The organism is Streptomyces sp. NPDC044002, assembly GCF_056434525.1.
On the sequence record NZ_JBWKEZ010000019.1, the window covers coordinates 46,896 to 71,275 of the forward strand.

The 24,380-nt window shown below is 73.2% G+C and carries 25 protein-coding genes; 23 read left to right on the top strand and 2 right to left on the bottom strand.

The genetic code is table 11. From position 1 onward, the window contains the following. The first annotated feature begins 85 nt into the window (after nucleotides 1-85). From AC07A6_RS16805 to ftsH, 5 genes are all read left to right on the top strand, one after another. Nucleotides 86-1,426, top strand: coding sequence for an ammonium transporter (locus tag AC07A6_RS16805; protein WP_362457599.1), 1,341 nt, complete (start codon nucleotides 86-88; stop codon nucleotides 1,424-1,426). Next, entirely contained in the window at nucleotides 1,423-1,761 is a 339-nt protein-coding gene (locus AC07A6_RS16810) for a P-II family nitrogen regulator (protein ID WP_361610247.1), read from the top strand. The genes AC07A6_RS16805 and AC07A6_RS16810 overlap by 4 nt, the downstream gene beginning before the upstream one ends. A 17-nt stretch (nucleotides 1,762-1,778) precedes the next feature. Further along, complete coding sequence (locus tag AC07A6_RS16815) at nucleotides 1,779-4,211, top strand: [protein-PII] uridylyltransferase (RefSeq protein ID WP_478777583.1); 2,433 nt, start codon at nucleotides 1,779-1,781, stop codon at nucleotides 4,209-4,211. A 297-nt stretch (nucleotides 4,212-4,508) separates the two neighbouring features. Then, entirely contained in the window at nucleotides 4,509-6,083 is a 1,575-nt protein-coding gene (gene ffh / locus AC07A6_RS16820) for a signal recognition particle protein (protein ID WP_362457605.1), read from the top strand. Between the two features lie 178 nt (nucleotides 6,084-6,261). After that, complete coding sequence (gene ftsH / locus AC07A6_RS16825; RefSeq protein ID WP_478777584.1) at nucleotides 6,262-8,184, top strand: ATP-dependent zinc metalloprotease FtsH; 1,923 nt, start codon at nucleotides 6,262-6,264, stop codon at nucleotides 8,182-8,184. 9 nt (nucleotides 8,185-8,193) lie between these two features. Here ftsH and AC07A6_RS16830 read toward each other — a convergent pair whose 3' ends face one another. Continuing rightward, a complete protein-coding gene (locus AC07A6_RS16830) occupies nucleotides 8,194-8,874 on the bottom strand; it encodes a methyltransferase type 11 (RefSeq protein ID WP_362457611.1) in 681 nt (226 codons plus the stop codon). Nucleotides 8,875-9,005: 131 nt separating this feature from the next. On the opposite strand from AC07A6_RS16830, the gene proS reads away from it, so the two are divergent. The 18 genes from proS (at nucleotide 9,006) to AC07A6_RS16920 (ending at nucleotide 23,599) form a co-directional block, all read left to right on the top strand. Next, nucleotides 9,006-10,418, top strand: a complete 1,413-nt coding sequence (gene proS / locus AC07A6_RS16835) for a proline--tRNA ligase (protein ID WP_478777585.1) — start codon at nucleotides 9,006-9,008, stop codon at nucleotides 10,416-10,418. A 202-nt stretch (nucleotides 10,419-10,620) separates the two neighbouring features. Next, nucleotides 10,621-11,217, top strand: a complete 597-nt coding sequence (locus tag AC07A6_RS16840; protein WP_125594841.1) for a hypothetical protein — start codon at nucleotides 10,621-10,623, stop codon at nucleotides 11,215-11,217. 296 nt (nucleotides 11,218-11,513) lie between these two features. Continuing rightward, on the top strand, nucleotides 11,514-11,951 hold the full coding sequence (gene rpsP / locus AC07A6_RS16845; RefSeq protein WP_125817063.1) for a 30S ribosomal protein S16: 438 nt from the start codon (nucleotides 11,514-11,516) through the stop codon (nucleotides 11,949-11,951). 2 nt (nucleotides 11,952-11,953) lie between these two features. Next, nucleotides 11,954-12,193, top strand: a complete 240-nt coding sequence (locus AC07A6_RS16850) for an RNA-binding protein (RefSeq protein ID WP_007266827.1) — start codon at nucleotides 11,954-11,956, stop codon at nucleotides 12,191-12,193. Between the two features lie 77 nt (nucleotides 12,194-12,270). After that, entirely contained in the window at nucleotides 12,271-12,864 is a 594-nt protein-coding gene (rimM, locus tag AC07A6_RS16855; RefSeq protein WP_478777586.1) for a ribosome maturation factor RimM, read from the top strand. Further along, a complete protein-coding gene (gene trmD, locus AC07A6_RS16860) occupies nucleotides 12,864-13,685 on the top strand; it encodes a tRNA (guanosine(37)-N1)-methyltransferase TrmD (RefSeq protein WP_362457621.1) in 822 nt (273 codons plus the stop codon). Before rimM ends, trmD begins: the two co-directional genes overlap by 1 nt. Nucleotides 13,686-13,818: 133 nt before the next feature. Then, on the top strand, nucleotides 13,819-14,169 hold the full coding sequence (gene rplS / locus AC07A6_RS16865) for a 50S ribosomal protein L19 (protein ID WP_007266830.1): 351 nt from the start codon (nucleotides 13,819-13,821) through the stop codon (nucleotides 14,167-14,169). Between the two features lie 44 nt (nucleotides 14,170-14,213). Beyond that, complete coding sequence (gene lepB, locus AC07A6_RS16870; protein WP_362457624.1) at nucleotides 14,214-14,939, top strand: signal peptidase I; 726 nt, start codon at nucleotides 14,214-14,216, stop codon at nucleotides 14,937-14,939. Next, on the top strand, nucleotides 14,932-15,927 hold the full coding sequence (gene lepB, locus AC07A6_RS16875; protein WP_478777587.1) for a signal peptidase I: 996 nt from the start codon (nucleotides 14,932-14,934) through the stop codon (nucleotides 15,925-15,927). The genes lepB (AC07A6_RS16870) and lepB (AC07A6_RS16875) overlap by 8 nt, the downstream gene beginning before the upstream one ends. A gap of 114 nt (nucleotides 15,928-16,041) precedes the next feature. After that, nucleotides 16,042-16,944 carry a signal peptidase I gene (lepB, locus tag AC07A6_RS16880; RefSeq protein ID WP_386274763.1) on the top strand — a complete coding sequence of 301 codons (903 nt, stop codon included), beginning with the start codon at nucleotides 16,042-16,044 and terminating at the stop codon, nucleotides 16,942-16,944. A gap of 44 nt (nucleotides 16,945-16,988) precedes the next feature. After that, complete coding sequence (gene lepB, locus AC07A6_RS16885) at nucleotides 16,989-17,759, top strand: signal peptidase I (RefSeq protein ID WP_478777588.1); 771 nt, start codon at nucleotides 16,989-16,991, stop codon at nucleotides 17,757-17,759. Continuing rightward, nucleotides 17,749-18,249 (top strand): NUDIX hydrolase, encoded by a 501-nt coding sequence (locus AC07A6_RS16890; protein ID WP_362457634.1) that lies wholly within the window; start codon nucleotides 17,749-17,751, stop codon nucleotides 18,247-18,249. Before lepB (AC07A6_RS16885) ends, AC07A6_RS16890 begins: the two co-directional genes overlap by 11 nt. A gap of 55 nt (nucleotides 18,250-18,304) precedes the next feature. Further along, a complete protein-coding gene (locus AC07A6_RS16895) occupies nucleotides 18,305-18,625 on the top strand; it encodes a DUF2469 domain-containing protein (RefSeq protein WP_007266836.1) in 321 nt (106 codons plus the stop codon). A gap of 116 nt (nucleotides 18,626-18,741) precedes the next feature. Then, on the top strand, nucleotides 18,742-19,113 hold the full coding sequence (locus tag AC07A6_RS16900; protein WP_362457638.1) for a YraN family protein: 372 nt from the start codon (nucleotides 18,742-18,744) through the stop codon (nucleotides 19,111-19,113). After that, on the top strand, nucleotides 19,113-20,735 hold the full coding sequence (locus AC07A6_RS16905) for a YifB family Mg chelatase-like AAA ATPase (protein WP_478777589.1): 1,623 nt from the start codon (nucleotides 19,113-19,115) through the stop codon (nucleotides 20,733-20,735). The genes AC07A6_RS16900 and AC07A6_RS16905 overlap by 1 nt, the downstream gene beginning before the upstream one ends. Then, nucleotides 20,732-21,913, top strand: a complete 1,182-nt coding sequence (gene dprA, locus AC07A6_RS16910) for a DNA-processing protein DprA (RefSeq protein WP_478777590.1) — start codon at nucleotides 20,732-20,734, stop codon at nucleotides 21,911-21,913. The genes AC07A6_RS16905 and dprA overlap by 4 nt, the downstream gene beginning before the upstream one ends. A 209-nt stretch (nucleotides 21,914-22,122) precedes the next feature. Next, nucleotides 22,123-22,959 carry an RNA polymerase sigma factor WhiG gene (whiG, locus tag AC07A6_RS16915; RefSeq protein WP_125594831.1) on the top strand — a complete coding sequence of 279 codons (837 nt, stop codon included), beginning with the start codon at nucleotides 22,123-22,125 and terminating at the stop codon, nucleotides 22,957-22,959. Between the two features lie 82 nt (nucleotides 22,960-23,041). Beyond that, a complete protein-coding gene (locus AC07A6_RS16920; RefSeq protein WP_362457935.1) occupies nucleotides 23,042-23,599 on the top strand; it encodes a TetR/AcrR family transcriptional regulator in 558 nt (185 codons plus the stop codon). Here the strand turns inward: AC07A6_RS16920 and AC07A6_RS16925 are convergent. Beyond that, the gene (locus AC07A6_RS16925; RefSeq protein ID WP_478777591.1) at nucleotides 23,589-24,182 is read right to left on the bottom strand and encodes a M23 family metallopeptidase; all 594 of its coding nucleotides are present in this window, start codon (nucleotides 24,180-24,182) and stop codon (nucleotides 23,589-23,591) included. The two genes, AC07A6_RS16920 and AC07A6_RS16925, sit on opposite strands and share 11 nt — an antisense overlap. Between the last annotated feature and the right edge of the window lie 198 nt (nucleotides 24,183-24,380).

Below are 24,380 nucleotides of genomic sequence, written 5' to 3' on the forward strand. Positions count from 1 at the left end.
GCCAATAACCGGCCAGACCTTACGCCGCCGCTCAGGTATCCCACGATCGCCCGCACGCGAACGTACCGACGACGAGGAGACGCCGATGGCATCAGCCATCACGACCCTCGCAGCAGACGCCCCGACCCTGTCTGCCGCGAACACCGGGTTCATGCTCATCTGCTCCGCCCTGGTCATGCTGATGACCCCGGGACTCGCCTTCTTCTACGGAGGCATGGTCCGCGTCAAGAGCAGCCTCAACATGCTGATGATGAGCTTCATCAGCCTCGGGATCGTCACGATCCTCTGGGTCCTCTACGGCTTCAGCCTCGCCTTCGGCACCGACTCCGGCTCGGTGATCGGCTGGAACTCCGACTACGTCGGCCTCAGCGGCATCGGCCTCACCGAGCTGTGGGACGGCTACACCATCCCCGTCTACGTCTTCGCCGTCTTCCAGCTGATGTTCGCCGTCATCACCCCCGCCCTGATCAGCGGTGCCCTCGCCGACCGCGTCAAGTTCAGCGCCTGGGTGCTCTTCACCGCCCTGTGGGTCACCGTCGTCTACTTCCCCGTCGCCCACTGGGTGTGGGGCGCCGGCGGCTGGCTCTTCGAGCTCGGCGTCATCGACTTCGCCGGCGGCACCGCCGTCCACATCAACGCGGGCGCCGCGGCCCTCGGCGTCATCCTCGTCATCGGCAAGCGCGTCGGCTTCAAGAAGGACCCGATGCGCCCGCACAGCCTCCCGCTGGTCATGCTCGGCGCGGGCCTGCTGTGGTTCGGCTGGTTCGGCTTCAACGCCGGCTCCTGGCTCGGCAACGACGACGGCATCGGCGCCGTCATGTTCGTCAACACCCAGGTCGCCACCGCCGCCGCCATGCTCGCCTGGCTCGCCTACGAGAAGCTGCGCCACGGCTCCTTCACCACCCTCGGAGCCGCCTCCGGCGCCGTCGCGGGCCTCGTCGCCATCACCCCCGCGGGCGGCTCCGTCAGCCCGCTCGGCGCGATCGCCGTCGGCGCCATCGCCGGCGTGCTGTGCGCCATGGCCGTCGGCCTGAAGTACAAGTTCGGCTACGACGACTCCCTCGACGTGGTCGGCGTCCACCTCGTCGGCGGCATCGCCGGCTCCCTGCTCGTCGGCTTCTTCGCCACCGGCGGCGTCCAGTCCGAGGCCAAGGGCCTCTTCTACGGCGGCGGCCTGGAGCAGCTCGGCAAGCAGGCCGTCGGGGTCTTCTCCGTCCTCGCCTACTCCCTCGTCGTATCCGCGATCATGGCCTTCCTCCTCGACAAGACCATCGGGATGCGGGTCGCGGAGGACGTCGAGGTCTCCGGCATCGACCAGGTCGAGCACGCCGAGACCGCATACGACTTCAGCGGCGCCGGCGGCGGGATCTCCGCACGGACCACCACCGCACCCGCCCCCGCCGCGAGCAAGAAGGTCGACGCATGAAGCTGATCACCGCCATCGTCAAGCCCTACAAGCTGGACGAGATCAAGGAAGCCCTCCACGCCTTCGGGGTCCAGGGCCTCACCGTCTCCGAGGCCAGCGGATACGGCCGCCAGCGCGGCCACACCGAGGTCTACCGCGGCGCCGAGTACACCGTGGACCTCGTACCGAAGATCCGCATCGAGGTGCTCGTCGAGGACGAGGAGGCCGAAGAGCTCATCTCCGTCATCGTCAGCGCCGCCCGGACCGAGAAGATCGGCGACGGCAAGGTGTGGAGCGTCCCCGTGGACTCGGTCGTCCGGGTCCGCACCGGCGAGCGCGGCGCCGACGCGCTCTAGACGACGGGAGCCGCAGGGTGACGAGCGCCGAAGAGACCAAGCAGGACGACCCGGCCGGCTCCGGACCCGGCGGCTACGCCGAGGCCCGGCTGCGACTCCTCCAGGAGGAGTCGCGGTCCGGGCCCTCCCGGCGTTCCGCCCTGTCCGGGCTGACCGACCAATGGCTGAACGCACAGTTCGCACGGGCCGCGCGGGAGACCGGCGTGCGCGGCGCCGCCCTCGTCGCCGTCGGAGGCTACGGCCGCGCCGACCTCTCCCCGCGCAGCGACCTCGACCTGCTGCTCCTCCACGACGGCAAGGCCCGGCCCGCCGAACTGAGCGCCCTCGCCGACCGCCTCTGGTACCCCGTCTGGGACCTCGGCCTGGCCCTGGACCACTCCGTACGCACCCCCGCCGAGGCCCGCAAGACCGCCGCCGAGGACCTCAAGGCCCACCTCGGACTGCTCGACGCGCGGCTCGTCTCCGGCGACGCCGGACTCCTCGCCGGCCTGCGCACCTCCGTGCTCGCCGACTGGCGCAACCAGGCCGCCCGACGCCTCCCGCAGCTGCACACCCTGTGCCGCGAGCGCGCCGAGCGGGCCGGAGAGCTGCGCTTCCTGCTGGAACCCGACCTCAAGGAGGCCCGCGGGGGCCTGCGCGACGTCACCGTCCTGCGGGCCGTCGCCGCGTCCTGGCTCGCCGACGCCCCGCGCGAGGGGCTCGCCGAGGCCCGGCGGCGGCTGCTGGACGCGCGCGACGCGCTGCACCTGGTCACCGGCCGGGCCACCGACCGGCTCTCGCTCCAGGAGCAGCCCCAGGTCGCCGCCCGGCTGGGGCTCCTCGACGCCGACGCGCTGCTGCGCGAGGTGTACGAGGCCGCGCGGGTCGTCGCCTACGCCGGCGACGTCACCTGGCGGGAGGTCGGGCGGGTGCTGCGCGCCCGGGCCGCCCGGCCGAGGCTGCGCGGACTCCTCGGGACCCGGGGCGCGACGGCCCCCGAGCGGGCGCCGCTGGCCGAGGGGGTCGTGGAGTCCGACGGGGAGGCGGTGCTCGCGCTGGCCGCCCGGCCCGACCGGGACCCCGTACTGCCCCTGCGCTTCGGCGCCGCCGCCGCACAGGCGGGCCTGCCCGTCTCGCTGCACGCCGTACGCCGCCTCGCCGCGCAGGCCAGGCCGCTGCCCGTGCCGTGGCCCGCCGAGGCCCGGGAGCAGCTGCTGACCCTGCTGGGCGCGGGTGAGCCGACGGTGGGGGTGTGGGAGGCGCTGGAGGCCGAGGGGCTGATCACCCGGCTGCTGCCCGACTGGGAGCGGGTGCGCTGCCGCCCCCAGCACAACCCCGTGCACACCTGGACGGTGGACCGGCACCTGATCGAGACGGCCGTACGGGCCTCGGCGCTGACCCGCCGGGTGGGCCGGCCCGACCTGCTGCTGATGGCGGCCCTGCTGCACGACATCGGCAAGGGCTGGCCCGGCGACCACTCCGTCGTCGGCGAGACCATCGCCCGGGACATGGCCGTGCGGGTGGGCTTCGACGCCGAGGACACCGCCGTGCTGGGCACGCTCGTACGCCACCACCTGCTGCTGGTGGACACCGCGACCCGGCGGGACCTCGACGACCCGGCGACCGTCACCGCGGTGGCCCGGGCCGTGGGGTCGACCGGCACCCTGGAGATCCTGCACGCCCTCACCGAGGCCGACGCCCTCGCGACCGGACCCGCCGCCTGGAGCACCTGGCGGGGCTCCCTGGTGGCCGACCTGGTGCGGCGGGTCGCCGCCGTGCTGAGCGGGGCCCCGCCGGCCGACCCCGAACCGGACCTTCCCACCGCGGAGCAGGAGCGGCTGGCGCTGGAGGCGCTGCGCACCGGGGAGCCGGTGCTCACGCTGCACGCGCGGGAGGAGGAGGACGAGGCCGTCGGCGTCGAGCTGGTCGTGGCCGTCCCCGACCAGCCCGGGGTGCTGCCGGCGGTGTCCGGGGTGCTGGCCCTGCACCGGCTGACGGTGCGGGCGGCGGACCTGCGGTTCCTGGAGCTGCCGGACCACCTGGGCGAGGTGCTGGTGCTGCGCTGGCGGGTGGCCGCGGAGTACGGCGCCCTGCCGCAGGCCGCCCGGCTGCGCACCGACCTGGTGCGGGCCCTGGACGGCACCCTGGACGTCCCGGCGAAGCTGGCCGGCCGCGAGGCGGCGTACCCGCGCAGGCGCGGGGTCGTCCCCCCGCCGCCGCGCGTCACCGTGGTCCCGGACGTCTCGCCGCTGGCCACGGTCCTGGAGGTCCGCGCCCCCGACGCGGTGGGGCTGCTGCACCGGATCGGGCGGGCGCTGGAGTCGGCGGGGGTGCGGGTCCGCAGCGCGCACGTGTCCACCCTGGGGGCGAACGCGGTGGACACGGTCTACGTCGTGGACCCCGACGGCAAACCCCTCCCGCCGACGGCGGCCGCCGCGGTCGCGTCCCAGGTCCAGGCCGCCCTGACGTAGGGCCGCTGCGCGGGGCGAGTCCCCTACCCGCCCTTCCACCGTTCCCCGGGCGCTGCCCGGACCCGTTCCGTGCGCTCAAACGCCGCGCGGGCTGGAGAATCCAGCCCCGCCGGCGTTTGAGGCGCGGGGTCTGGGGCGGAGCCCCAGGGAACGGGCGAAGGGCGGGTAGGGGACCTCGCCCCGCGCAGCGGGACCCGGCGGGGAGGCGGGCCCGGCGACCCCGCCCCCGGGAGGGGGAACGGGCGGATACCCTGGGGGGCGACCATCACGCCCCCGACCCGAGGAATCGCGACCACCGTGTTCGATACGCTTTCCGACCGCCTCAGCGCGACCTTCAAGTCCCTCCGGGGCAAAGGCCGCCTCTCCGAGCAGGACATCGACGCTGCGGCGCGGGAAATCCGTATCGCCCTCCTCGAGGCCGACGTCGCCCTCCCCGTCGTCCGCTCCTTCATCTCGAACGTCAAGGAGCGCGCCCGCGGCGCGGAGGTCAGCAAGGCGCTGAACCCCGGCCAGCAGGTCCTGAAGATCGTCAACGACGAGCTCGTCGCCATCCTCGGCGGCGAGACCCGCCGGCTGCGCTTCGCCAAGACCGCGCCCACCGTGATCATGCTGGCCGGTCTCCAGGGTGCCGGTAAGACCACCCTCGCCGGAAAGCTCGGCTTCTGGCTGAAGGGGCAGGGCCACACCCCGCTCCTGGTCGCCTGTGACCTCCAGCGCCCCAACGCCGTCAACCAGCTCAGCGTCGTCGCCGATCGCGCCGGCGTCGCGGTCTACGCGCCCCAGCCCGGCAACGGCGTCGGCGACCCGGTCCAGGTGGCCAAGGACTCCGTCGAGTACGCCCGTGCCAAGCAGCACGACATCGTCATCGTCGACACCGCCGGCCGCCTCGGCATCGACCAGGAGCTGATGCAGCAGGCCGCGGACATCCGCGACGCCGTCAGCCCCGACGAGATCCTCTTCGTCGTCGACGCCATGATCGGCCAGGACGCGGTCAACACCGCCGAGGCCTTCCGCGACGGCGTCGGCTTCGACGGCGTGGTGCTCTCCAAGCTCGACGGCGACGCCCGCGGTGGTGCCGCGCTCTCCATCGCGCACGTCACCGGCAAGCAGATCATGTTCGCCTCGAACGGCGAGAAGCTCGACGACTTCGACGCCTTCCACCCCGACCGCATGGCGGGCCGGATCCTCGACATGGGTGACATGCTCACCCTCATCGAGCAGGCCGAGAAGACCTTCTCGCAGGCCGAGGCCGAGAAGATGGCGGCCAAGCTCGCCAAGGGCCCGAAGGAGTTCACGCTCGACGACTTCCTGGCCCAGATGGAGCAGGTCCGCAAGATGGGCTCCATCTCCAAGCTCCTCGGCATGCTGCCGGGCATGGGCCAGATCAAGGACCAGATCAACAACATCGACGAGCGCGACGTGGACCGCACCGCCGCGATCATCAAGTCGATGACCCCGGCTGAGCGCCAGGACCCGCACATCATCAACGGCTCGCGCCGCGCCCGTATCGCCAAGGGTTCCGGTGTCGAGGTCAGCGCCGTGAAGTCGCTCGTGGAGCGGTTCTTCGAGGCCCGCAAGATGATGTCCCGCATGGCCCAGGGCGGCGGGATGCCCGGCATGCCCGGCATCCCGGGCATGGGCGGCGGCCCCGGCCGGCAGAAGAAGCAGGTCAAGCAGGCCAAGGGCAAGCGCAAGAGCGGCAACCCGATGAAGCGCAAGGAAGAGGAGGCCGCGGCCGCGGCCCGCCGCGAGCAGGGCGCGCAGTCCGGCGCCCCGGCCGCGGGCGGCAACCCGTTCGGGCTCCCCGCCGGCGGCGGCCAGCCGGGTCAGGACTTCGACCTGCCGGACGAGTTCAAGAAGTTCATGAAGTAGCGGGTGGGGAAGCCACCGCGGAAGGGCCCCGGGCGCGTCACGCACCCGGGGCCCTTCCGCATCTGCGGGGGCAGTGGGTCGATTTGTCGCTTATGGTCGGCCGGGAGGACGGCAAGACGGCAAGACGGCAAGACGGCAAGAACGGCAGAACGGCATGCCGGCATAAGGAGGCGCCCACGTGCCCAGCCCCACCCCCGTACCGCCGCGCGACCGGGCCGACACCCCCTGGCGCTCGGAAGGCGCCCCGCCCGCCCCGCCCGCCAAGCGCAAGCTCCCCGGCGGGGGCTGGCGCGGACTGGTCCTCGCCGCCCTGATCGTCTTCCTGGTGACCAACCTCGTGCTGTCCTTCTTCAACGAGGGCGACGAGCCGACGATCTCCTACACGGAGTTCAGCAAGCAGGTCTCCGACGGGAACGTCTCCAAGATCTACTCCAAGGGCGACGCCATCCAGGGCCAGCTCAAGGCCGAGCAGCCCGTCCCCGGCGGCAAGGGCGACTACACCAAGTTCGTCACCCAGCGCCCCGCCTTCGCCGACGACCAGCTGTGGTCCAACCTCACGGCCAAGGGCGTCACCGTCACCGCCTCGCCGGTGGTCGAGCAGCGCAGCTTCCTGGCCAACCTGCTGATCTCCCTCGCCCCGATGCTGCTCCTCGTCGGCCTGTGGCTGCTCATCGCCCGCCGGATGGGCTCGGCCATGGGCGGGATGGGCGCACTCGGCCGCAAGGGCCCGCCCAAGCCCGTGGAACTGGAGGCGGGCGCCCCGCGCACCACCTTCGACGACGTCGCCGGCATCGACGAGGTCGAGGGCGAGCTGAACGACGTCGTCGACTTCCTCAAGAACCCCCAGCAGTACCGCGACATGGGCGCCCGGATGCCCGGCGGCGTCCTCCTGGCCGGCCCGCCCGGCACCGGCAAGACCCTGCTGGCGCGGGCCGTCGCGGGCGAGGCCGGCGTGCCGTTCTTCTCCGCGTCCGCCTCCGAGTTCATCGAGATGATCGTCGGCGTCGGCGCCTCCAGGGTCCGCGAGCTCTTCGCCGAGGCGCGCAAGGTGGCCCCCGCGATCGTGTTCATCGACGAGATCGACACCATCGGCCGGGTGCGCGGCGGCGGCGGGGGCCTGGGCGGCCACGACGAGCGCGAGCAGACCCTCAACCAGATCCTCACCGAGATGGACGGCTTCTCCGGCTCCGAGGGCGTCGTCGTCCTCGCCGCCACCAACCGGGCGGACGTCCTCGACCCGGCCCTGACCCGCCCCGGCCGCTTCGACCGCACGGTCATGGTCTCCCCGCCCGACCGGGACGGCCGCGAGGCCATCCTGCGCATCCACACCCGCGACATCCCGCTCGCCGCCGGCGTCGACCTCGCCCAGGTCGCCCGCACCACCCCCGGCATGACCGGGGCCGAACTCGCCAACCTGGCCAACGAGGCCGCGCTGCTCGCCGTCAAGCGCAAGCAGCGCCAGGTCACCCAGACGGACCTCTCCGACGCCCTGGAGAAGGTCCAGCTCGGCGCGGAACGCCCGCTGGTGATGCCGCTGGAGGAACGCCGCCGCACCGCGTACCACGAAAGCGGCCACGCCCTGCTGGGCATGCTCCAGCCGGGCGCCGACCCCGTACGCAAGATCACCATCGTGCCCCGCGGCCGGGCGCTCGGCGTCACCCTCTCCACGCCCGACGCGGACCGGTACGCGTACACGGAGGAGTACCTCCGGGGCCGCATCATCGGCGCGCTCGGCGGCATGGCGGCCGAGCAGACCGTCTACGACGTGATCACCACCGGCGCCGAGAACGACCTCGAACAGGTCACCAACATCGTCCGCGGCATGGTCGCCCGCTGGGGCATGAGCGACCGCGTCGGCAAGCTCACCGCCGTCCCCTCCGACGGACAGGGCCCGTACGGGCTGGCCGCCGCCCCCACCACCCTCGACACCGTGGACCACGAGATGCGGCGGATCGTCGACGAGTGCTACGAGGAGGCCTGCCGCCTGCTGCGCGAGCACCGGCCGAAGCTCGACGCCCTCGCCGAGGCCCTCCTGGAGGCCGAGACCCTGGACGAGCAGGCGGCGTACGCGGCGGCCGGCATCCCCCGGCTCGCGAAATAGGCCGCCCGGTTACGCCACCCGGGCGACGACGTACCGGAAGATGTTCGGCAGCCAGACGGCGCCGTCGGCCCGCTCGTACGGGTGAAGCGCCTCCGAGAGCTCCTTCTCCGCCTGGGCGGGATCCGCCGCGGCCGGGTACAGCCCCGTCGACAGCAGGCCCCGTACCGCGCTGTCCACGTCCGCGTACCCGAACGGGCAGAACACCCGCCCCGACCCGTCGGGCACCAGCCCCGCCCGCGCCGCCAGCGCGTCCAGGTCCAGCGCCGCCGGGCCGCCGCCCAGCACCGCCGGCACCGTGCAGCGCTCCGGCGGGCCCCAGCCGGCCAGCACCACCGCGCCGCCCCGACGGACCGCCGGCAGGGCCGCGGCCAGGGCGCCCGGGGAGGGCGCGAAGGCGAGCAGCACGTCGTAGGGCCGGGCGGCGGGCACCGGGGGAGCCGCCACCACCTCCAGCAGCCGTTCGCGGGCCAGCGCCCGGCGGGCCGGATCCGCCTCCACGCCGGTGGCGGCGGCACCCCGCCCGCCGGCCAGCAGCAGGGCCAGCCCGGCCCCGCAGTCGAGGCCCAGCAGCCGGTCACCCGGCCCGATCTCCAGCCGGTCGTAGACCGCTTCGTACAGCGGTACCAGCATCCGTTCCTGGATCTCCGCCCAGTCCCGGGCGACGAGCGTGGCCGTCGGCGTCGGTGTCATCGAAAGAGCGCTCCTGATTCCGTCTCGCCCCCTTGCCCCCGTTGCCAGGGAACTCCCCATTCGCCCCCGCGTCCAGAGGAGCGCGCCACCCGATTCACGCTCGGCCCGCCCGGCGCCGTACCATTCGCGCCATGGCAAAGGCACCCGTTCTCACCCCGCAGGCGGAGGATTTCCCCCGCTGGTACCAGGATCTGATCAACAAGGCCGAGCTGGCCGACAACGGTCCGGTCCGCGGCACCATGGTCATCCGCCCGTACGGCTACGGCCTGTGGGAGCGGATGCAGCAGGAGATGGACGCCCGCATCAAGGACGCCGGCGCCCAGAACGCGTACTTCCCGCTGTTCATCCCGCAGTCGTACCTGACGAAGGAAGCCGAGCACGTCGAGGGCTTCGCCCCCGAGCTCGCGGTCGTCACCCACGGCGGCGGCAAGGAGCTGGAGGAGCCGGTCGTCGTCCGGCCCACGTCCGAGACGATCATCAACGACTACTTCTCCAAGTGGGTCCAGAGCTACCGGGACCTGCCGCTGCTGATCAACCAGTGGGCCAACGTGGTCCGCTGGGAGATGCGCCCCCGCGTGTTCCTCCGTACGAGCGAGTTCCTCTGGCAGGAGGGCCACACCGCCCACGCCACGTACGAGGACGCCCGCGACTACGCGGCCCGCATCCACCGCGACGTCTACGGCGACTTCATGACGAACGTGCTCGGCATCGACGTCGTGCTCGGCCGCAAGACCGCCAAGGAGCGCTTCGCCGGCGCCATCAACACCCTCACCCTCGAGGGCATGATGGGCGACGGCAAGGCCCTGCAGATGGGCACGAGCCACGAGCTCGGCACCAACTTCGCCAAGGCCTTCAACACCCAGTACCTGTCGAAGGAGGGCCAGCAGGAGCTGGTCTGGCAGACCTCGTGGGGCGTCTCGACCCGCATGGTCGGCGGTCTGATCATGTCCCACGGCGACGACAACGGCCTGCGGGTGCCGCCGCGCCTGGCCAACGTCCAGGTCGTCGTCATGGCGATCAAGGGCGACGAGGCCGTGGCGAAGGTCCGCGAGCTGGGCGACCGGCTCAAGGCCGCGGGCATCCGCGTCCACGTCGACGACCGCGTCGACACCCCCTTCGGCCGCCGCGCCGTGGACTGGGAGCTCAAGGGCGTACCGGTGCGCATCGAGATCGGCCCCCGCGACCTGGAGGCCGGCACCGCGATGCTGGCCCGCCGCATCCCCGGCGGGAAGACCCCGGTGCAGATCGACGCCCTCGCCGACCTGCTGCCCAAGGTCCTCGACGAGGACCAGGCGCAGCTGCTGCGCGAGTCCCGCGAGCGCCGCGAGGCCCGTACCAGCGACGTCGCCACCATCGAGGAGGCCGCCGAGGCCGCCATCGCGGGCGGCTGGGCGCGCATCCCGTGGGCCGACCTCGGTCCCGAGGGCGAGGCCAAGCTGGGCGAGCAGGCCGTGTCGGTGCGCTGCCTGGTGGCCGAGGACGGGTCGGTCCCGGTGGCCGACGACGCCCCCGGTACCCTCGCGATCGTCGCGCGCTCCTACTGATCTTCCCCGGCGCCCCTGGCGTGCGGCTCCGGCCGCGTGCCGGGGGCATCGGTGTCGATAGCCCTCCTTACGTACCGACTCCTCCTGGGATATGCGCACCCGTCCTCGTCAGGACGCATCAGAGTGAACTGACTGGTACGTGCAAAAAATTTGGAATGGCCCGGAATCGGAACACCGGGGCACCCCGGCTCGTTGTCACGACGTGAGCACGACACCACCTGTTCTCGCCGCAGAGCTGGCGCAGGCGTGGGCCGACATTCAGCGGTACCACCCCGAGCTGCCTGACCTTGCCGCGCCCGAGTCCCTGATCGGAGAGTCCTCGTCCGCCTGTGGCGCCGAGCTCTCCTTCGAGCGACTGCTGCACGAGGCAGTCCACGGCATCGCCGCCGCCCGCGGAGTGCGTGACACCTCGCGCGCCGGCCGCTACCACAACCGCAGATTCCTCGCGATCGCCGAGGAGATGGGGCTGGACCACTCCGAGGAGCCGCACGCCAGCAGCGGGTTCTCCCTGGTCACCCTCAATCCCGAGGCCAAGAAGCGCTACCGCCCCACCATCGAGCGGCTCCAGCGCGCCCTCAAGGCGCATACGGCGGCCACCGCGGCCGACACCAAGCGCAGCTTCCGCGGCCCGGCCGCCCGGCACGGCTCCTCGGGCGGCGGCGTACGGGTCAAGGCGGTCTGCGACTGCGGGCGCAACGTCCGGGTGGTCCCCTCCGTGCTGGCGCAGGCGCCGATCGTCTGCGGCGGCTGCATGAAGCCCTTCCGGATCCCCGAGGTCGCCACCGCGGCCGCATCCTGAGCACGGCCGAGGCCGGCCCGCGCCGGGCCCCGGCCGGCCCGCGGGCGGAGGGGCCCGCGGGGCCGGCGGTGGTGCGGCCGCGGCACGGGCCGCCGGGCCGGGCCCGCGAGGGGCGCCGGGGTGATCCCTCGCGCGTGGAAGGGCCGCAGGCGTGTGGCACAATGGGCAGCTGTACTCGACAGCCGCATAGGACCCCTCTCTCCTCCGGCTGACGCGTCCATCGGGCACCCGAGTACCGCAACCCCACGTGGCATCTCAAGTGCCCAACCACGTCAAGTTCAGGAGACACCACTCCAGTGGCAGTCAAGATCAAGCTCAAGCGCCTCGGTAAGATCCGCTCCCCGCACTACCGCATCGTCGTCGCCGACGCCCGCACCCGCCGGGACGGTCGCGCGATCGAGGAGATCGGCATCTACCAGCCGACCTACAACCCCTCGCGCATCGAGGTCAACGCCGAGCGCGCGCAGTACTGGCTGTCCGTGGGCGCCCAGCCCACCGAGGCCGTTCTCGCCATCCTGAAGCTCACCGGTGACTGGCAGGCGCACAAGGGCCTCCCGGCCCCGGCGCCGCTGCTGCAGCCGGCGACGAAGGAAGACAAGCGTCGTTCCTTCGACGAGTTCGCCAAGGCCCTCGAGGGCATCGGCGAGGGCAAGGGCGAGGCCATCACCCAGAAGAAGAAGGCCGACAAGAAGGCGGACGAGGCTGAGGCCGCCGCCGAGTCGACCGAGGCCTGAGCATGCTCGAGGAGGCTCTTGAGCACCTCGTAAAGGGCATTGTGGACAACCCCGACGACGTGCAGGTCGCCTCGCGCAACCTGCGCCGCGGGCAGGTGCTGGAGGTCCGGGTCCACCCCGACGACCTCGGCAAGGTGATCGGCCGCAACGGCCGCACCGCTCGTGCCCTGCGCACCGTCGTGGGCGCCATCGGCGGCCGGGGGATCCGCGTCGACCTCGTCGACGTGGACCAGGTCCGCTGAGCAGTTGAACACCGGCACGGGCCGGGGAGGGCATACGTGCCCGCCCCGGCCCGTTGTCGTCTGAACAGGAGATACAGGTGGAGCTGGTAGTCGCGCGGATCGGCCGCGCCCACGGGATCAAGGGTGAGGTCACCGTCGAGGTGCGGACCGACGAGCCGGAGCTGCGGCTCTCGCCCGGCGCCGTGCTGCGGACCGAGCCGGCGTCGGCGGGTCCGCTGACCATCGAGGCGGGCCGGGTGCACAGCAGCCGGCTGCTGCTCCGCTTCGAGGGAGTCAAGGACCGCACTGCCGCCGAGGCGCTGCGCAACACCCTCCTGATCGCGGACGTCGACCCCGCGGAGCTGCCCGAGGAGGAGGACGAGTACTACGACCACCAGCTCATGGACCTGGACGTGGTGCTCGAGGACGGCACCGAGATCGGCCGGATCACCGAGATCTCGCACCTGCCCTCGCAGGACCTCTTCATCGTCGAGCGCCCGGACGGCACCGAGGTCATGATCCCCTTCGTCGAGGAGATCGTCGCCGAGATCGACCTGGAGGAGCAGCGCTGCGTCATCACCCCGCCGCCCGGGCTGATCGACGACCGCGCCGAGATCGCCTCCGCGCGTGACGCCGAGGCCTCCGCGGAGGCCGAGAAGGCGGAGGACGAGAACTCCGGGGACGACGCCTGATGCGGCTCGACGTCGTCACGATCTTCCCCGAGTACCTGGAGCCGCTGAACGTCTCCCTCGTCGGCAAGGCGCGGGCGCGCGGCCAGCTCGACGTGCACGTCCACGACCTGCGGGACTGGACGTACGACCGGCACAACACCGTCGACGACACCCCGTACGGCGGCGGCCCCGGCATGGTCATGAAGACCGACCCCTGGGGCGAGGCCCTGGACTCGGCGCTGGCTGACGGCTACGAGTCCGGCGCGCACGGCCCGGTCATCGTGGTGCCCACGCCCAGCGGCCGGCCCTTCACCCAGGAACTGGCCGTCGAGCTCTCCGAACGCCCCTGGCTGATCTTCACCCCGGCCCGGTACGAGGGCATCGACCGCCGCGTCATGGACGAGTACGCGACGCGGATGCCGGTCTACGAGGTCTCCATCGGCGACTACGTCCTCGCGGGCGGGGAGGCGGCCGTGCTGGTCGTCACCGAGGCCGTGGCCCGGCTGCTGCCCGGCGTGCTCGGCAACGCCGAATCGCACCGCGACGACTCCTTCGCCCCCGGCGAGATGGCCAACCTGCTGGAAGGCCCGGTCTACACCAAGCCCCCGCAGTGGCGCGGCCGGGGCATCCCCGAGGTGCTGCTCAGCGGCCACCACGGGAAGATCGCCCGCTGGCGGCGCGACGAGGCCTTCCGCCGCACCGCGCAGAACCGCCCGGACCTGATCGAGCGCTGCGAGGCCTCCGCCTTCGACAAGAAGGACCGCGAGATCCTCAGCATCCTGGGCTGGAAGCCGTCCGGAGACGGCCGATTTTGGCGCAGGCCGCAGGCCGTGGAAGAATAGGCGGCTGCTGTGTGCTTCCGTACGCTCCTGCCACAGGGGGATCGCCGTACGGGGAGTGGCACGGCTCCCGAATTCTCTACGGAAACCCGCACCGGCGACCTGTGGCGTCGTGCGAAGAAAGCAGACGAACAACATGTCTCACCTGCTCGATGGCGTCAACGCCGCCTCCCTGCGCTCGGACGTCCCGGCCTTCCGCCCGGGTGACACGATCAACGTGCACGTCCGCGTGATCGAGGGCAACCGCTCCCGTATCCAGCAGTTCAAGGGCGTTGTCATCCGTCGCCAGGGCTCTGGCGTCTCCGAGACCTTCACCGTTCGCAAGGTCTCCTTCAGCGTCGGCGTGGAGCGCACCTTCCCGGTCCACTCCCCGATCTTCGAGAAGATCGAGCTCGTCACCCGCGGTGACGTGCGTCGCGCCAAGCTGTACTTCCTCCGTGAGCTCCGCGGCAAGGCCGCGAAGATCAAGGAGAAGCGCGACCGCTGATCTCCTCTCCGGGTCCCGGGGACGGGCGGATAGGCTCGCACCCGATGGACACCGAAGCAGAGCTCACACAGCGCGGCCACTCCTCCCCCGAACAGGGGGAGGGGCGGCCGCGTTCTGCTTTTTCCGGGTCCTGGCGGCGGGCCGGGCTGACCGGGGTCCTCTGCGCCGTCTTCCTGCTGCTGCTGGCCAACTTCGTGGTCCAGCCCTTCCAGATCCCGAGCCGCTCCATGGAGCCGACCCTGCAGGTGGGGGACCGGGTCCTGGTCAACAAGCTGGCGTACCGTTTCGGCGCCGAGCCCCGGCGGGGGGACGTGGTGGTCTTCGACGGCGCCGGTTCCTTCGTGCGGGAGCCCGCGGGCGGCAACCCGGTGGGTGACGCCGTGCACGGCGCGCTCTCGGCGCTCGGGCTCGTGGAGCCCGCCGACACCGACTTCGTGAAGCGGGTCGTGGGCGTCGGCGGGGACGACGTGGTGTGCTGCGACCAGGGCGGCCGGATCCAGGTCAACGGAGTCCCGGTGGAAGAGCCCTATCTCTACCCCGGAGACTCGGCCTCGAAGGTCCCCTTCCGGATCGTCGTTCCGCCGGGGACCCTGTGGGTCATGGGCGATCACCGTTCCCAGTCCCGGGACTCCCGGGACCACCTGGGGGAGCCGGGCGGGGGCATGGTGCCGGTGGAGAAGGTGATCGGGCGGGCCGACTGGATCGGCTGGCCGGTGTCGCGCTGGGGTTCGGTGACCGGGGCGGGGACCGGGGACGGCCCGCATGGGTAGCCGCGGGCGCCCGCGGGGTGCCGGCCGCCCGGAGCCGGGGCGGGGCGGTGAGCCGGAACGGGCCGAGCGGCCCCGGCGCGGCCCCGGACCCGCACCCGCATCCCGGCCCGCGCGGGAGCCCGTCGGCCCCGCCGTACCGGAGCGGGCGGCCGGGGACGCCGGAGGCGGCGAGGGTGCGGAGCCCGCGGATGCCGTGGAGGCCGTGGAGCCCGGCGGGCGGGCGGAGCGGCGCCGGCTGGCGCGCAAGGTCCGCCGGCGCAGGCGCACCCGCCGCGTGGGCGAGCTGCCGCTGCTGGTGGCGGTCGCGCTGTGCATAGCCCTGGTGCTCAAGACCTTCCTGGTGCAGGCCTTCTTCATCCCCTCCGGCTCCATGGAGCAGACGATCCGGATCGGGGACCGGGTGCTGGTGGACAAGCTGACCCCGTGGTTCGGCTCGAAGGTCCAGCGGGGCGAGGTCGTCGTGTTCAAGGACCCGGGCGGCTGGCTCAAGGGCGAGGCCGCGAGGCCCGAACCGGACCCGGCGGGCGTCCGGCAGATCAAGCAGGCCCTGACCTTCATCGGCCTGCTGCCCTCGGCGGACGAGCAGGACCTGATCAAGCGGGTCATCGGCGTCGGCGGCGACACGGTCAAGTGCTGTGACGCCCGGGGGCGGGTGACCGTCAACGGAACGCCGCTCGATGAGCCTTACGTGTCACCCGGCAACGCCCCCTCCGAAATCCGATTCGAGGTGCGGGTACCGGCCGGGCGGATCTTCGTGATGGGCGACCACCGCGCCAACTCGGCCGATTCCCGCTACCACCTCGACGAGGCCTTCGAGGGCACCATCGACGAGAAGAACGTGGTCGGGCAGGCGGTGGTGATCGCCTGGCCCTTCGACCACTGGCGCGGACTCGACCAGCCGGCGACCTTCCTGCAGGTGCCGGATCCCGTTCGGGGCGGACGGCGGCGCGGGCCCCGTCGGCGCCGTCGGGGCACGCCCTTCGCATAGTGTGGCCCTGGTCTCCCGCGCCTTAGGGAACTCCCGCTCGTTAGGGGAGGGGAGGGCCCGTTCCTGTTCCGGCACGGGCAGCGGTTTTCCGAGTGAGGAGTGGATGTGGGGGACGTGGCGGTAGGCGCACGATCCGGACGCGATGAGGGCGAGGAGCGGCCGGACGACGCCGTCGGGCACGACACCGGGGAGGAGGGCGCCGAGGCGGAGGAGCAGCCGCAGCGTTCCTTCTGGAAGGAGCTCCCGCTCCTCATCGGTATCGCCCTGCTGCTGGCCCTGCTGATCAAGACCTTCCTGGTGCAGGCGTTCTCGATCCCGTCCGACTCCATGCAGAACACCCTGCAGCGCGGTGACCGGGTGCTGGTGGACAAGCTCACCCCGTGGTTCGGTTCCGAGCCCGAGCGCGGCGAGGTCGTGGTCTTCCACGACCCGGCGAACTGGCTGGCCGGGGAGCCCACCCCGGAGCCCAACATCGCGCAGACGATCCTGAGCAAGATCGGCCTGATGCCGTCCGCCGACGAGAAGGACCTGATCAAGCGGACCATCGCCATCGGCGGGGACACCGTGGAGTGCAAGAAGGGTGGCCCGGTCGTCGTCAACGGCAAGGCGCTGGACGAGCCGTACATCTTCCCCGGCAACAGCGCCTGCGACGACTTCCCCTTCGGCCCGATCACCGTGCCCAAGGGCAAGATCTGGGTGATGGGCGACCACCGGCAGAACTCCCAGGACTCCCGCTACCACCAGCAGGACTCCACCCAGGGCTTCGTCCCGGTCAAGGACGTCGTCGGGCGGGCCGTGGTGGTGGCGTGGCCGATCACCCGCTGGGCCACCCTGCCCGTCCCGGACACCTTCGACCAGCCGGGCATCGGCAAGCAGCCCCCGGCGCCGCTGCACTCGCCGCAGGCGAGCGGGGCGGGCACGGCGGGGGTCACCCCGGCCGCGCTGGGGCTCGTCGGGGCGGTTCCCCTGGTCATGTGGCGCAGGCGGAGGCTGACCAAGGGGCGTACCGCCCGGTAGGGTGCCGCCCAGGTCGACGATCTCCGAGGCATGGGGGCGCTGCAATGGGCGGAACGCAGGCAAGAACGCAGGCAATACGCGCGCGCAGGGATGGCCGCGGCGGCCTCGGCAACACGTTGTCGGGGATCGCCGTGGCCATCGGCTTCGTGCTGTTCCTCGGGGGCTTCGTGTGGGGCGCCGTGGTGTACCAGCCGTACACGGTGCCGACGGACTCGATGGTGCCGACGGTGCGGCCGGGCGACCGGGTGCTGGCGCAGCGCATCGACGGCGGCGAGGTGCGGCGCGGTGACGTGGTCGTCTTCACCGACACCGTGTGGAGCAACTCGCCCATGGTCAAGCGGGTCGTGGCCGTCGGCGGGGACACCGTCTCCTGCTGCGGCCAGGGCGGCCGGGTGACCGTGAACGGCCAGCCGCTCGACGAGCCGTACGTGGACCGCGAGGGCGACGGCGCGGCGGCCGCGGGAACGACCACGTTCGAGGTGAAGGTGCCCGAGGGCAACCTCTTCCTGATGGGCGACCGGCGCGGCGGCTCCCTGGACTCCCGGGCGCACCTCCAGGACGCCGGTCAGGGGACCGTGCCCCGGTCGGCGGTCGCGGCCCGGGTCGACGCCCTGGCGTGGCCGTCCATGAAGATGCTGGAGCGGCCGCAGGTCTTCGCCGCCCTGCCCGGCGGGATCTCCGCCCCCGGCCCGCTGCGGCTCCAGGTGACGGCGGTGCTGGCCGGCGCGGCCCTGGTGGTCCTCGGAGGCGCCTACGGGCCGCTTGCGCGGCTCCTGGGGGGCGGGCGCGGCAAGGCGGGCTCCGATGGCCGCTGAGCCGTCCGGGACGCCGCGGAAGGTCTCGCGGGTGGTCCTGCTCGACCCCGAGGACCGGATCCTGCTGCTGCACGGCTTCGAGCCGGACGATCCCGCCGACGACTGGTGGTTCACCCCCGGCGGGGGCCTGGAGGGCACCGAGAGCCGGGAGCAGGCCGCGCTGCGGGAACTCGCCGAGGAGACCGGGATCACAGAGGTGGACCTGGGGCCGGTGCTGTGGCACCGGTACTGCTCCTTCCCCTTCGACGGCAGGCGCTGGGAGCAGGACGAGTGGTACTTCCTGGCGCGTACCGCCCAGACCGACACCGTGATGGGCGGCCTCACGGAGCTGGAGCGGCGCAGCGTCACCGGGGCCAGGTGGTGGACCTCCGAGGAACTCCTCGCGGCCCGTGAGACGGTGTACCCGACCAGACTGGCCGAGCTGCTCCGGACGCTGCTCGACGACGGTCCTCCGGGCGCTCCGGTGGTCCTCGCCCCGGAAATCGTTTAGGGGCGTACGGCGCTGGCGCACAATAGGGGGACGCACGGCTGAAGGGGAACATGCCATGAGCGCCGAGGACCTCGAGAAGTACGAGACCGAGATGGAGCTGAAGCTCTATCGGGAGTACCGCGACGTCGTCGGGCTGTTCAAGTACGTGATCGAGACCGAACGACGTTTCTACCTCACCAACGACTACGAGATGCAGGTGCACTCGGTCCAGGGCGAGGTCTTCTTCGAGGTCTCCATGGCCGACGCCTGGGTCTGGGACATGTACCGGCCGGCCCGCTTCGTCAAGCAGGTCCGCGTGCTGACCTTCAAGGACGTGAACATCGAGGAGCTCAACAAGAGCGACCTCGAACTGCCGGGCGCCGACCTGCCGGGCTGATCCGCGCACCGGTTCACCCCCAGGGGTGAGCCGGTCGTCCACAACGCCCTGGTTTTCCACCAAGATCCACTTCCTGCGCCCGGAACCGGGACCGTCGGGGGCGGAGGTGGTGCCGGATGAACGCGAAGGACGTGGCACGGCAGGCGCTGGGGCGGTACGGCGAAGAGCTCGCCGCGCGGAGACTGACCGAATCCGGGATGACGGTGATCGCCAGGAACTGGCGGTGCCGCGCCGGGGAGATCGACATCGTCGCCCGCGACGGGGACGCCCTCGTCGTGTGCGAGGTCAAGACGCGCCGCGCGGGCGCGTTCGAACATCCCATGGCCGCCGTCCGGGCGGGCAAGGCCGACCGGCTGCGCAGGCTCGCCGGACGGTGGCTCGCCGACCACGGGGGCCCGCCGCCGGGCGGGGTGCGGATCGACCTCGTCGGAGTCCTGCTGCCCCGGCGCGGCGCGCCCGTGGTGGAGCACGTCAGGGGGGTGGCCTGATGGGGTTCGCGCGGGCCTGCTCGGTGGCCCTGGTGGGCGTCGAGGGCGTACTGGTGGAGGTGCAGGCCGACCTGGAGCCCGGTGTGGCGGCCTTCACCCTGGTGGGACTGCCGGACAAGACCCTGGTCGAGAGCCGCGACCGGGTACGGGCGGCGGTGGCGAACTCGGGCGCCCCCTGGCCGCAGAAGAAGCTCACGGTCGGACTCAGCCCGGCGTCCGTGCCGAAGTCCGGCGCCCATTTCGACCTGGCCGTCGCCGCGGCCGTGCTGGGGGCCGCCGAGGTCGTCGACCCCGGCAGGATCGCCGACCTCGTGCTCATCGGGGAGCTGGGCCTCGACGGCCGGGTGCGCCCGGTGCGGGGGATCCTGCCGGCCGTGCTCGCCGCCGCCGAGGCCGGGTACCGGCAGGTGGTGGTGCCGCAGCAGTGCGCCGCCGAGGCCACCCTGGTGCCGGACGTCTCGGTACTGGGCGTGCGCAGCCTGCGGCAGCTGATCGCGGTGCTGACCGACGGGGAGGTGCCCGAGGAGGACCCCCCGCCGGAGGCGGGACGCCCCGATCCGATGCTCGCCGGCCTGGTCGTACCCGGCGCCGCGCTCGGGACGGGCCTCTCGGGCCGGGGCGACGCGGGGGATCACCCCGACCTCGCCGACGTCGCCGGGCAGCACGGCGCCCGCCGGGCCCTGGAGGTGGCGGCCTCGGGGGGCCACCACCTCTTCCTCAGCGGGCCCCCGGGCGCGGGCAAGACGATGCTCGCCGAGCGGCTGCCCTGGCTGCTGCCGCCGCTCACCCGACAGGACTCCCTGGAGGTGACGGCCGTCCACTCGGTCGCGGGAATCCTGCCGCCCGGCGAACCGCTGGTCGGCAGGCCCCCGTACTGCGCCCCGCACCACTCCGCGACCATGCAGTCGCTGGTCGGCGGCGGGGCCGGGATCCCCAGGCCCGGGGCGGTCTCCCTGGCTCACAAGGGGGTGCTCTTTTTGGACGAGGCCGCCGAGTTCAGCGGCAAGGTGCTGGACGCCCTGCGGCAGCCCCTCGAAGCCGGGCACGTGGTCATCGCCCGGGCCGCCGGGGTGGTACGGCTGCCCGCCCGGTTCCTGATGGTCCTCGCGGCGAACCCCTGCCCCTGCGGCCGCCACACCCTGACCGGGTCCGGCTGCGAATGCCCCGCCTCGGTGATCCGGCGCTACCAGGCCCGGCTGTCCGGGCCGCTGCTCGACCGGGTCGACCTGCGGGTCGAGGTGGAGCCGGTCACCCGCTCCGACCTGCTCGGCCGCGGCGGCCGGGGGGAGTCCACCGCCGCCGTCGCAGACCGGGTCCGCGAGGCCCGCGACCGGGCCGCCGCCCGGCTCGCCGGCACCCCGTGGCGGCTCAACTCCGAAGTGCCCGGGCACGAGCTGCGCACCCGCTGGCCCGCCGGCCCCGGCGCCCTGGCCCTGGCCGAGCGGGACATGGAGCGCGGACTGCTCACCGCGCGGGGGCTGGACCGGGTGCTGCGGGTCGCCTGGACCGTCGCCGACCTGCGGGGCCGGGACCGCCCCGACGCGCTGGACGCGGCCGTCGCGCTGGAACTGCGCACCGGGATCGCCCGGGGCGCCGCCCAGGCCGTGGGGGCGGGACCGTGAGCGCCGGGGAGCGGCCCGGCCCGGAGCTCCTGGCCCGGGCCGCGCTGACCCGGGTGCTGGAGCCGGGCGACGAGCACGGCGGACGCTGGATCCGGGAGCTGGGGGCCGTCACGGTGATGCGGATCCTGACCGGCCCCGGCCGGGAACCCGGCCCGCTGACCGGCGTGGGGCCCGAGCGGCTCGCCGGGTACCGCAGGCGGGCCGCCGTCGCGGAGCCCCTGCGGGACCTGGAGAGCGCCGCCGGCTCGGGCATCCGCTTCGTGTGCCCCGGCTCGGCGGAGTGGCCGACCCAGCTGGACGACCTCGGCGACGCCCGGCCCGTCGGCCTCTGGCTGCGGGGCCGCCCCCACCTGCGGACCTGGGCCCTGCGCTCGGTCGCCGTGGTCGGGGCCCGGGCGTGCACCCCGTACGGGGCCCACATGGCGCAGACCCTGGCCGCCGGACTCACCGAGCGCGGCTGGGTGGTCGTCTCCGGCGCGGCGTACGGGATCGACGGGGCCGCCCACCGCGGGGCCCTCGCCTCGGGCGGAGCCACCGCGGCGGTACTGGCCTGCGGGGTGGACACGGTCTACCCGCGCGGGCACGCCGGGCTCCTGGGCCGGATCACCCGTCAGGGGCTGGTCCTGGGCGAACTGCCGCCCGGCACCCACCCCACCCCGAGCCGGTTCGTGCTCCGCAACCGGGTCATCGCCGCCCTCACCCGGGGGACCGTGGTCGTGGAGGCCGCCCTGCGCAGCGGCTCCCTCGTCACCGCCCGCCGGGCCCAGGAGCTGGGCCGCCTCACCATGGGCGTACCCGGCCCCGCCACCAGCGGCCTCTCGGCCGGGGTGCACGAGCTGCTGCGCGGCGAGGCGGCGCTCGTGACCGACGCCAACGAGATCGTCGAACTCGTCGGCGACATCGGCGAACTGGCCCCCGCCCGGCGCGGCCCGGTCCACCCCCGTGACCTGCTGGCCCCCGGCGCCGCGCGGGTGCTGGAAGCGCTCCCCGCGGGACGGGCGGCGGGCCTCGACGAGATCGCCCTCGCCGCGGCCTCCGGGACCGATGAAGTCATCGGCAGACTGTACGAACTTCACTCTCTGGGGTTCGTCGAACGGCAGGGCGACGGCTGGCGGTTGACCCCGCGGACGTCGCGAGAGGGGGTGCAATCCGGAGCCGACCGGCGAGGCGGTCGTTGACCTGGGGCGTTCCGGTGAAAGAGTGACGGCGATGACAGACGCGGTCCTCCCGGTGGCAGTCGCCGGGACCGTGCGCGAGGCGCCGGTCCCGGGCCGCCCGCGCGAGGGCGGACGCTCCTGGGCCCCTGCGCCATCCCGTACTCTTCGCGCACCGCGACACTTCCGTCACGCTACGCTCCCAAGGAATCCCGCTCCGGCAAAGGCGAAGCATGCCCCAGCACACCTCAGGGTCCGACCGCGCTGCGGTGCCCCCCGCTGCCCGCGGCAGTGTGCGGTCCACCGCGCCCTCGTCCCTGGAGGTGCTCTGGCGCTCATACAAGGACTCGGGCGACGAGCGGCTGCGGGAGCAGCTGATCCTGCACTACTCGCCCCTGGTGAAATACGTCGCCGGCCGCGTCAGCGTGGGCCTGCCGCCCAACGTGGAGCAGGCCGACTTCGTCTCCTCCGGCGTCTTCGGGCTGATCGACGCGATCGAGAAGTTCGACATCGAACGCTCCATCAAGTTCGAGACGTACGCCATCACCCGCATCCGCGGCGCGATGATCGACGAGTTGCGCGCACTGGACTGGATCCCGCGCTCCGTGCGGCAGAAGGCGCGGGCCGTGGAGCGCGCCTACGCGACGCTGGAGGCCCAGCTGCGGCGCACCCCGACGGAGGGTGAGGTCGCCGGGGAGATGGGCATCGCGGTGGAGGAACTCCACACGGTCTTCAGCCAGTTGTCCCTGGCCAACGTGGTCGCCCTGGAAGAGCTGCTGCACGTGGGCGGGGAGGGCGGCGACCGGCTCTCCCTGATGGACACCCTGGAGGACACCGCCGCCGACAACCCGGTCGAGGTGGCCGAGGACCGGGAGCTGCGCCGGCTGCTCGCGCGGGCCATCAACACCCTCCCGGACCGGGAGAAGACCGTGGTGACCCTCTACTACTACGAGGGCCTGACCCTCGCCGAGATCGGCAACGTGCTGGGCGTCACCGAGAGCCGGGTCAGCCAGATCCACACCAAATCCGTGCTCCAGCTGCGGGCCAAGCTCGCCGACGTCGGCCGCTGAGGCCCCGGCCCCGCCGGCGGGGCCGACACCCCTTGCGGGACCTCCGTACAGTGGTGACGTGCCCAGGATTCGAGCGGCCTCCGTGGCCGAGCACCGGTCGATGCAGCGCGGCGCCCTGTTGGACGCCGCTCGTTCCCTGTTGTCCGAAGGCGGGACGGAGGCCCTGACCTTCCCCGCCCTCGCGGAGCGGACCGGGCTCGCCCGGTCCTCCGTGTACGAGTACTTCCGCTCCCGCGCGGCCGTCGTCGAAGAGCTGTGCGCGGTGGACTTCCCCGTCTGGGCCGCCGAGATCGAGGCGGCGATGGAGCGTGCGACCACGCCGGAGACGAAGATCGAGGCCTACGTGCGCACCCAGCTCGGGCTGGTCGGGGACCGGCGCCACCGCGCGGTGGTGGCGATCTCCGCCGGCGAGCTGGACGCCGGCGCGCGGGAGAAGATCCGCGCCGCCCACGGCGGCCTGGTGGCGATGATCGTCGAGGCCCTGGGCGCCCTCGGGCTGCCGGAGCCGAGGCTGTCCGCGATGCTGCTCCAGGGCGTGGTGGACGCCGCGGCCCGCCGGATCGAGCTCGGCGCCGCCGAGGACCCGGCCGTGATCACCGAGACGGCCGTCTCCATGGCCCTGCGGGGCGTCACGGCCTGAGGAGCCCCCGGCCCGGGCGCGGCGACGCGCCCCGGGGAGCCCCCGGCAGCAGCCGGGGCGTGGGGGCGGGCAGCAGGGCCAGCGGGTTGAGATAGGCGTCCTCGCCCGCCAGCAGGCCCCAGTGCAGGCAGGGGCCCGGGCAGTGGGAGCCCTCCGTGAGCACCGCCACCACCTGCCCCGCCTCGACCGCCTCCCCCTGCGCCACCAGCGGCCGCACCGGCTCGTACGTGGTGCGCAGGCCGCCCGGCAGGGTGAGCGAGAGCACCCCGCGCCCCGCCACCCGCCCCGCGTAGTGCACCCGCCCCGGCCCCACGGCCCGTACCTCCGACCCGGCCGGCGCCGCCAGGTCCACACCGCGGTGGCCGGCCGCGTACGGGGTCGGCGGCGGGTCCCACCAGCGCGCCACGGACAGCGGCGCGGGCAGCGGCCGCGCGCCCCGCGGCCCGCCCGCCGCGCCCCCGCCGCGCACCGGTGCGACGGGCGCGGACGCGGCGGGATCCGGAGCCGCCGGCCCGGGTGCGGGAAGCGGCCCCGGCAGTGGACCGGGCAGTGCCAGGAGCAGGATGAGCAGCAGTTTCGTCATGCACGGCAGGATCCCGCGCGGGCGGCCCGCCCGGCCCGCGCCTGTGGACGGCCGAGGGGGTGTGGACAACGGCGTCACCCGGCATACCGCCGGGTCCCGTACACTTCTTGTGGCGATCCGGGTCACCGGGTCGACTTCGCACGCCCCAGCGCCGACCGGTTCCGGTCAGGTGAAAGCGTCTCTCGGTCCCTCAAGGGG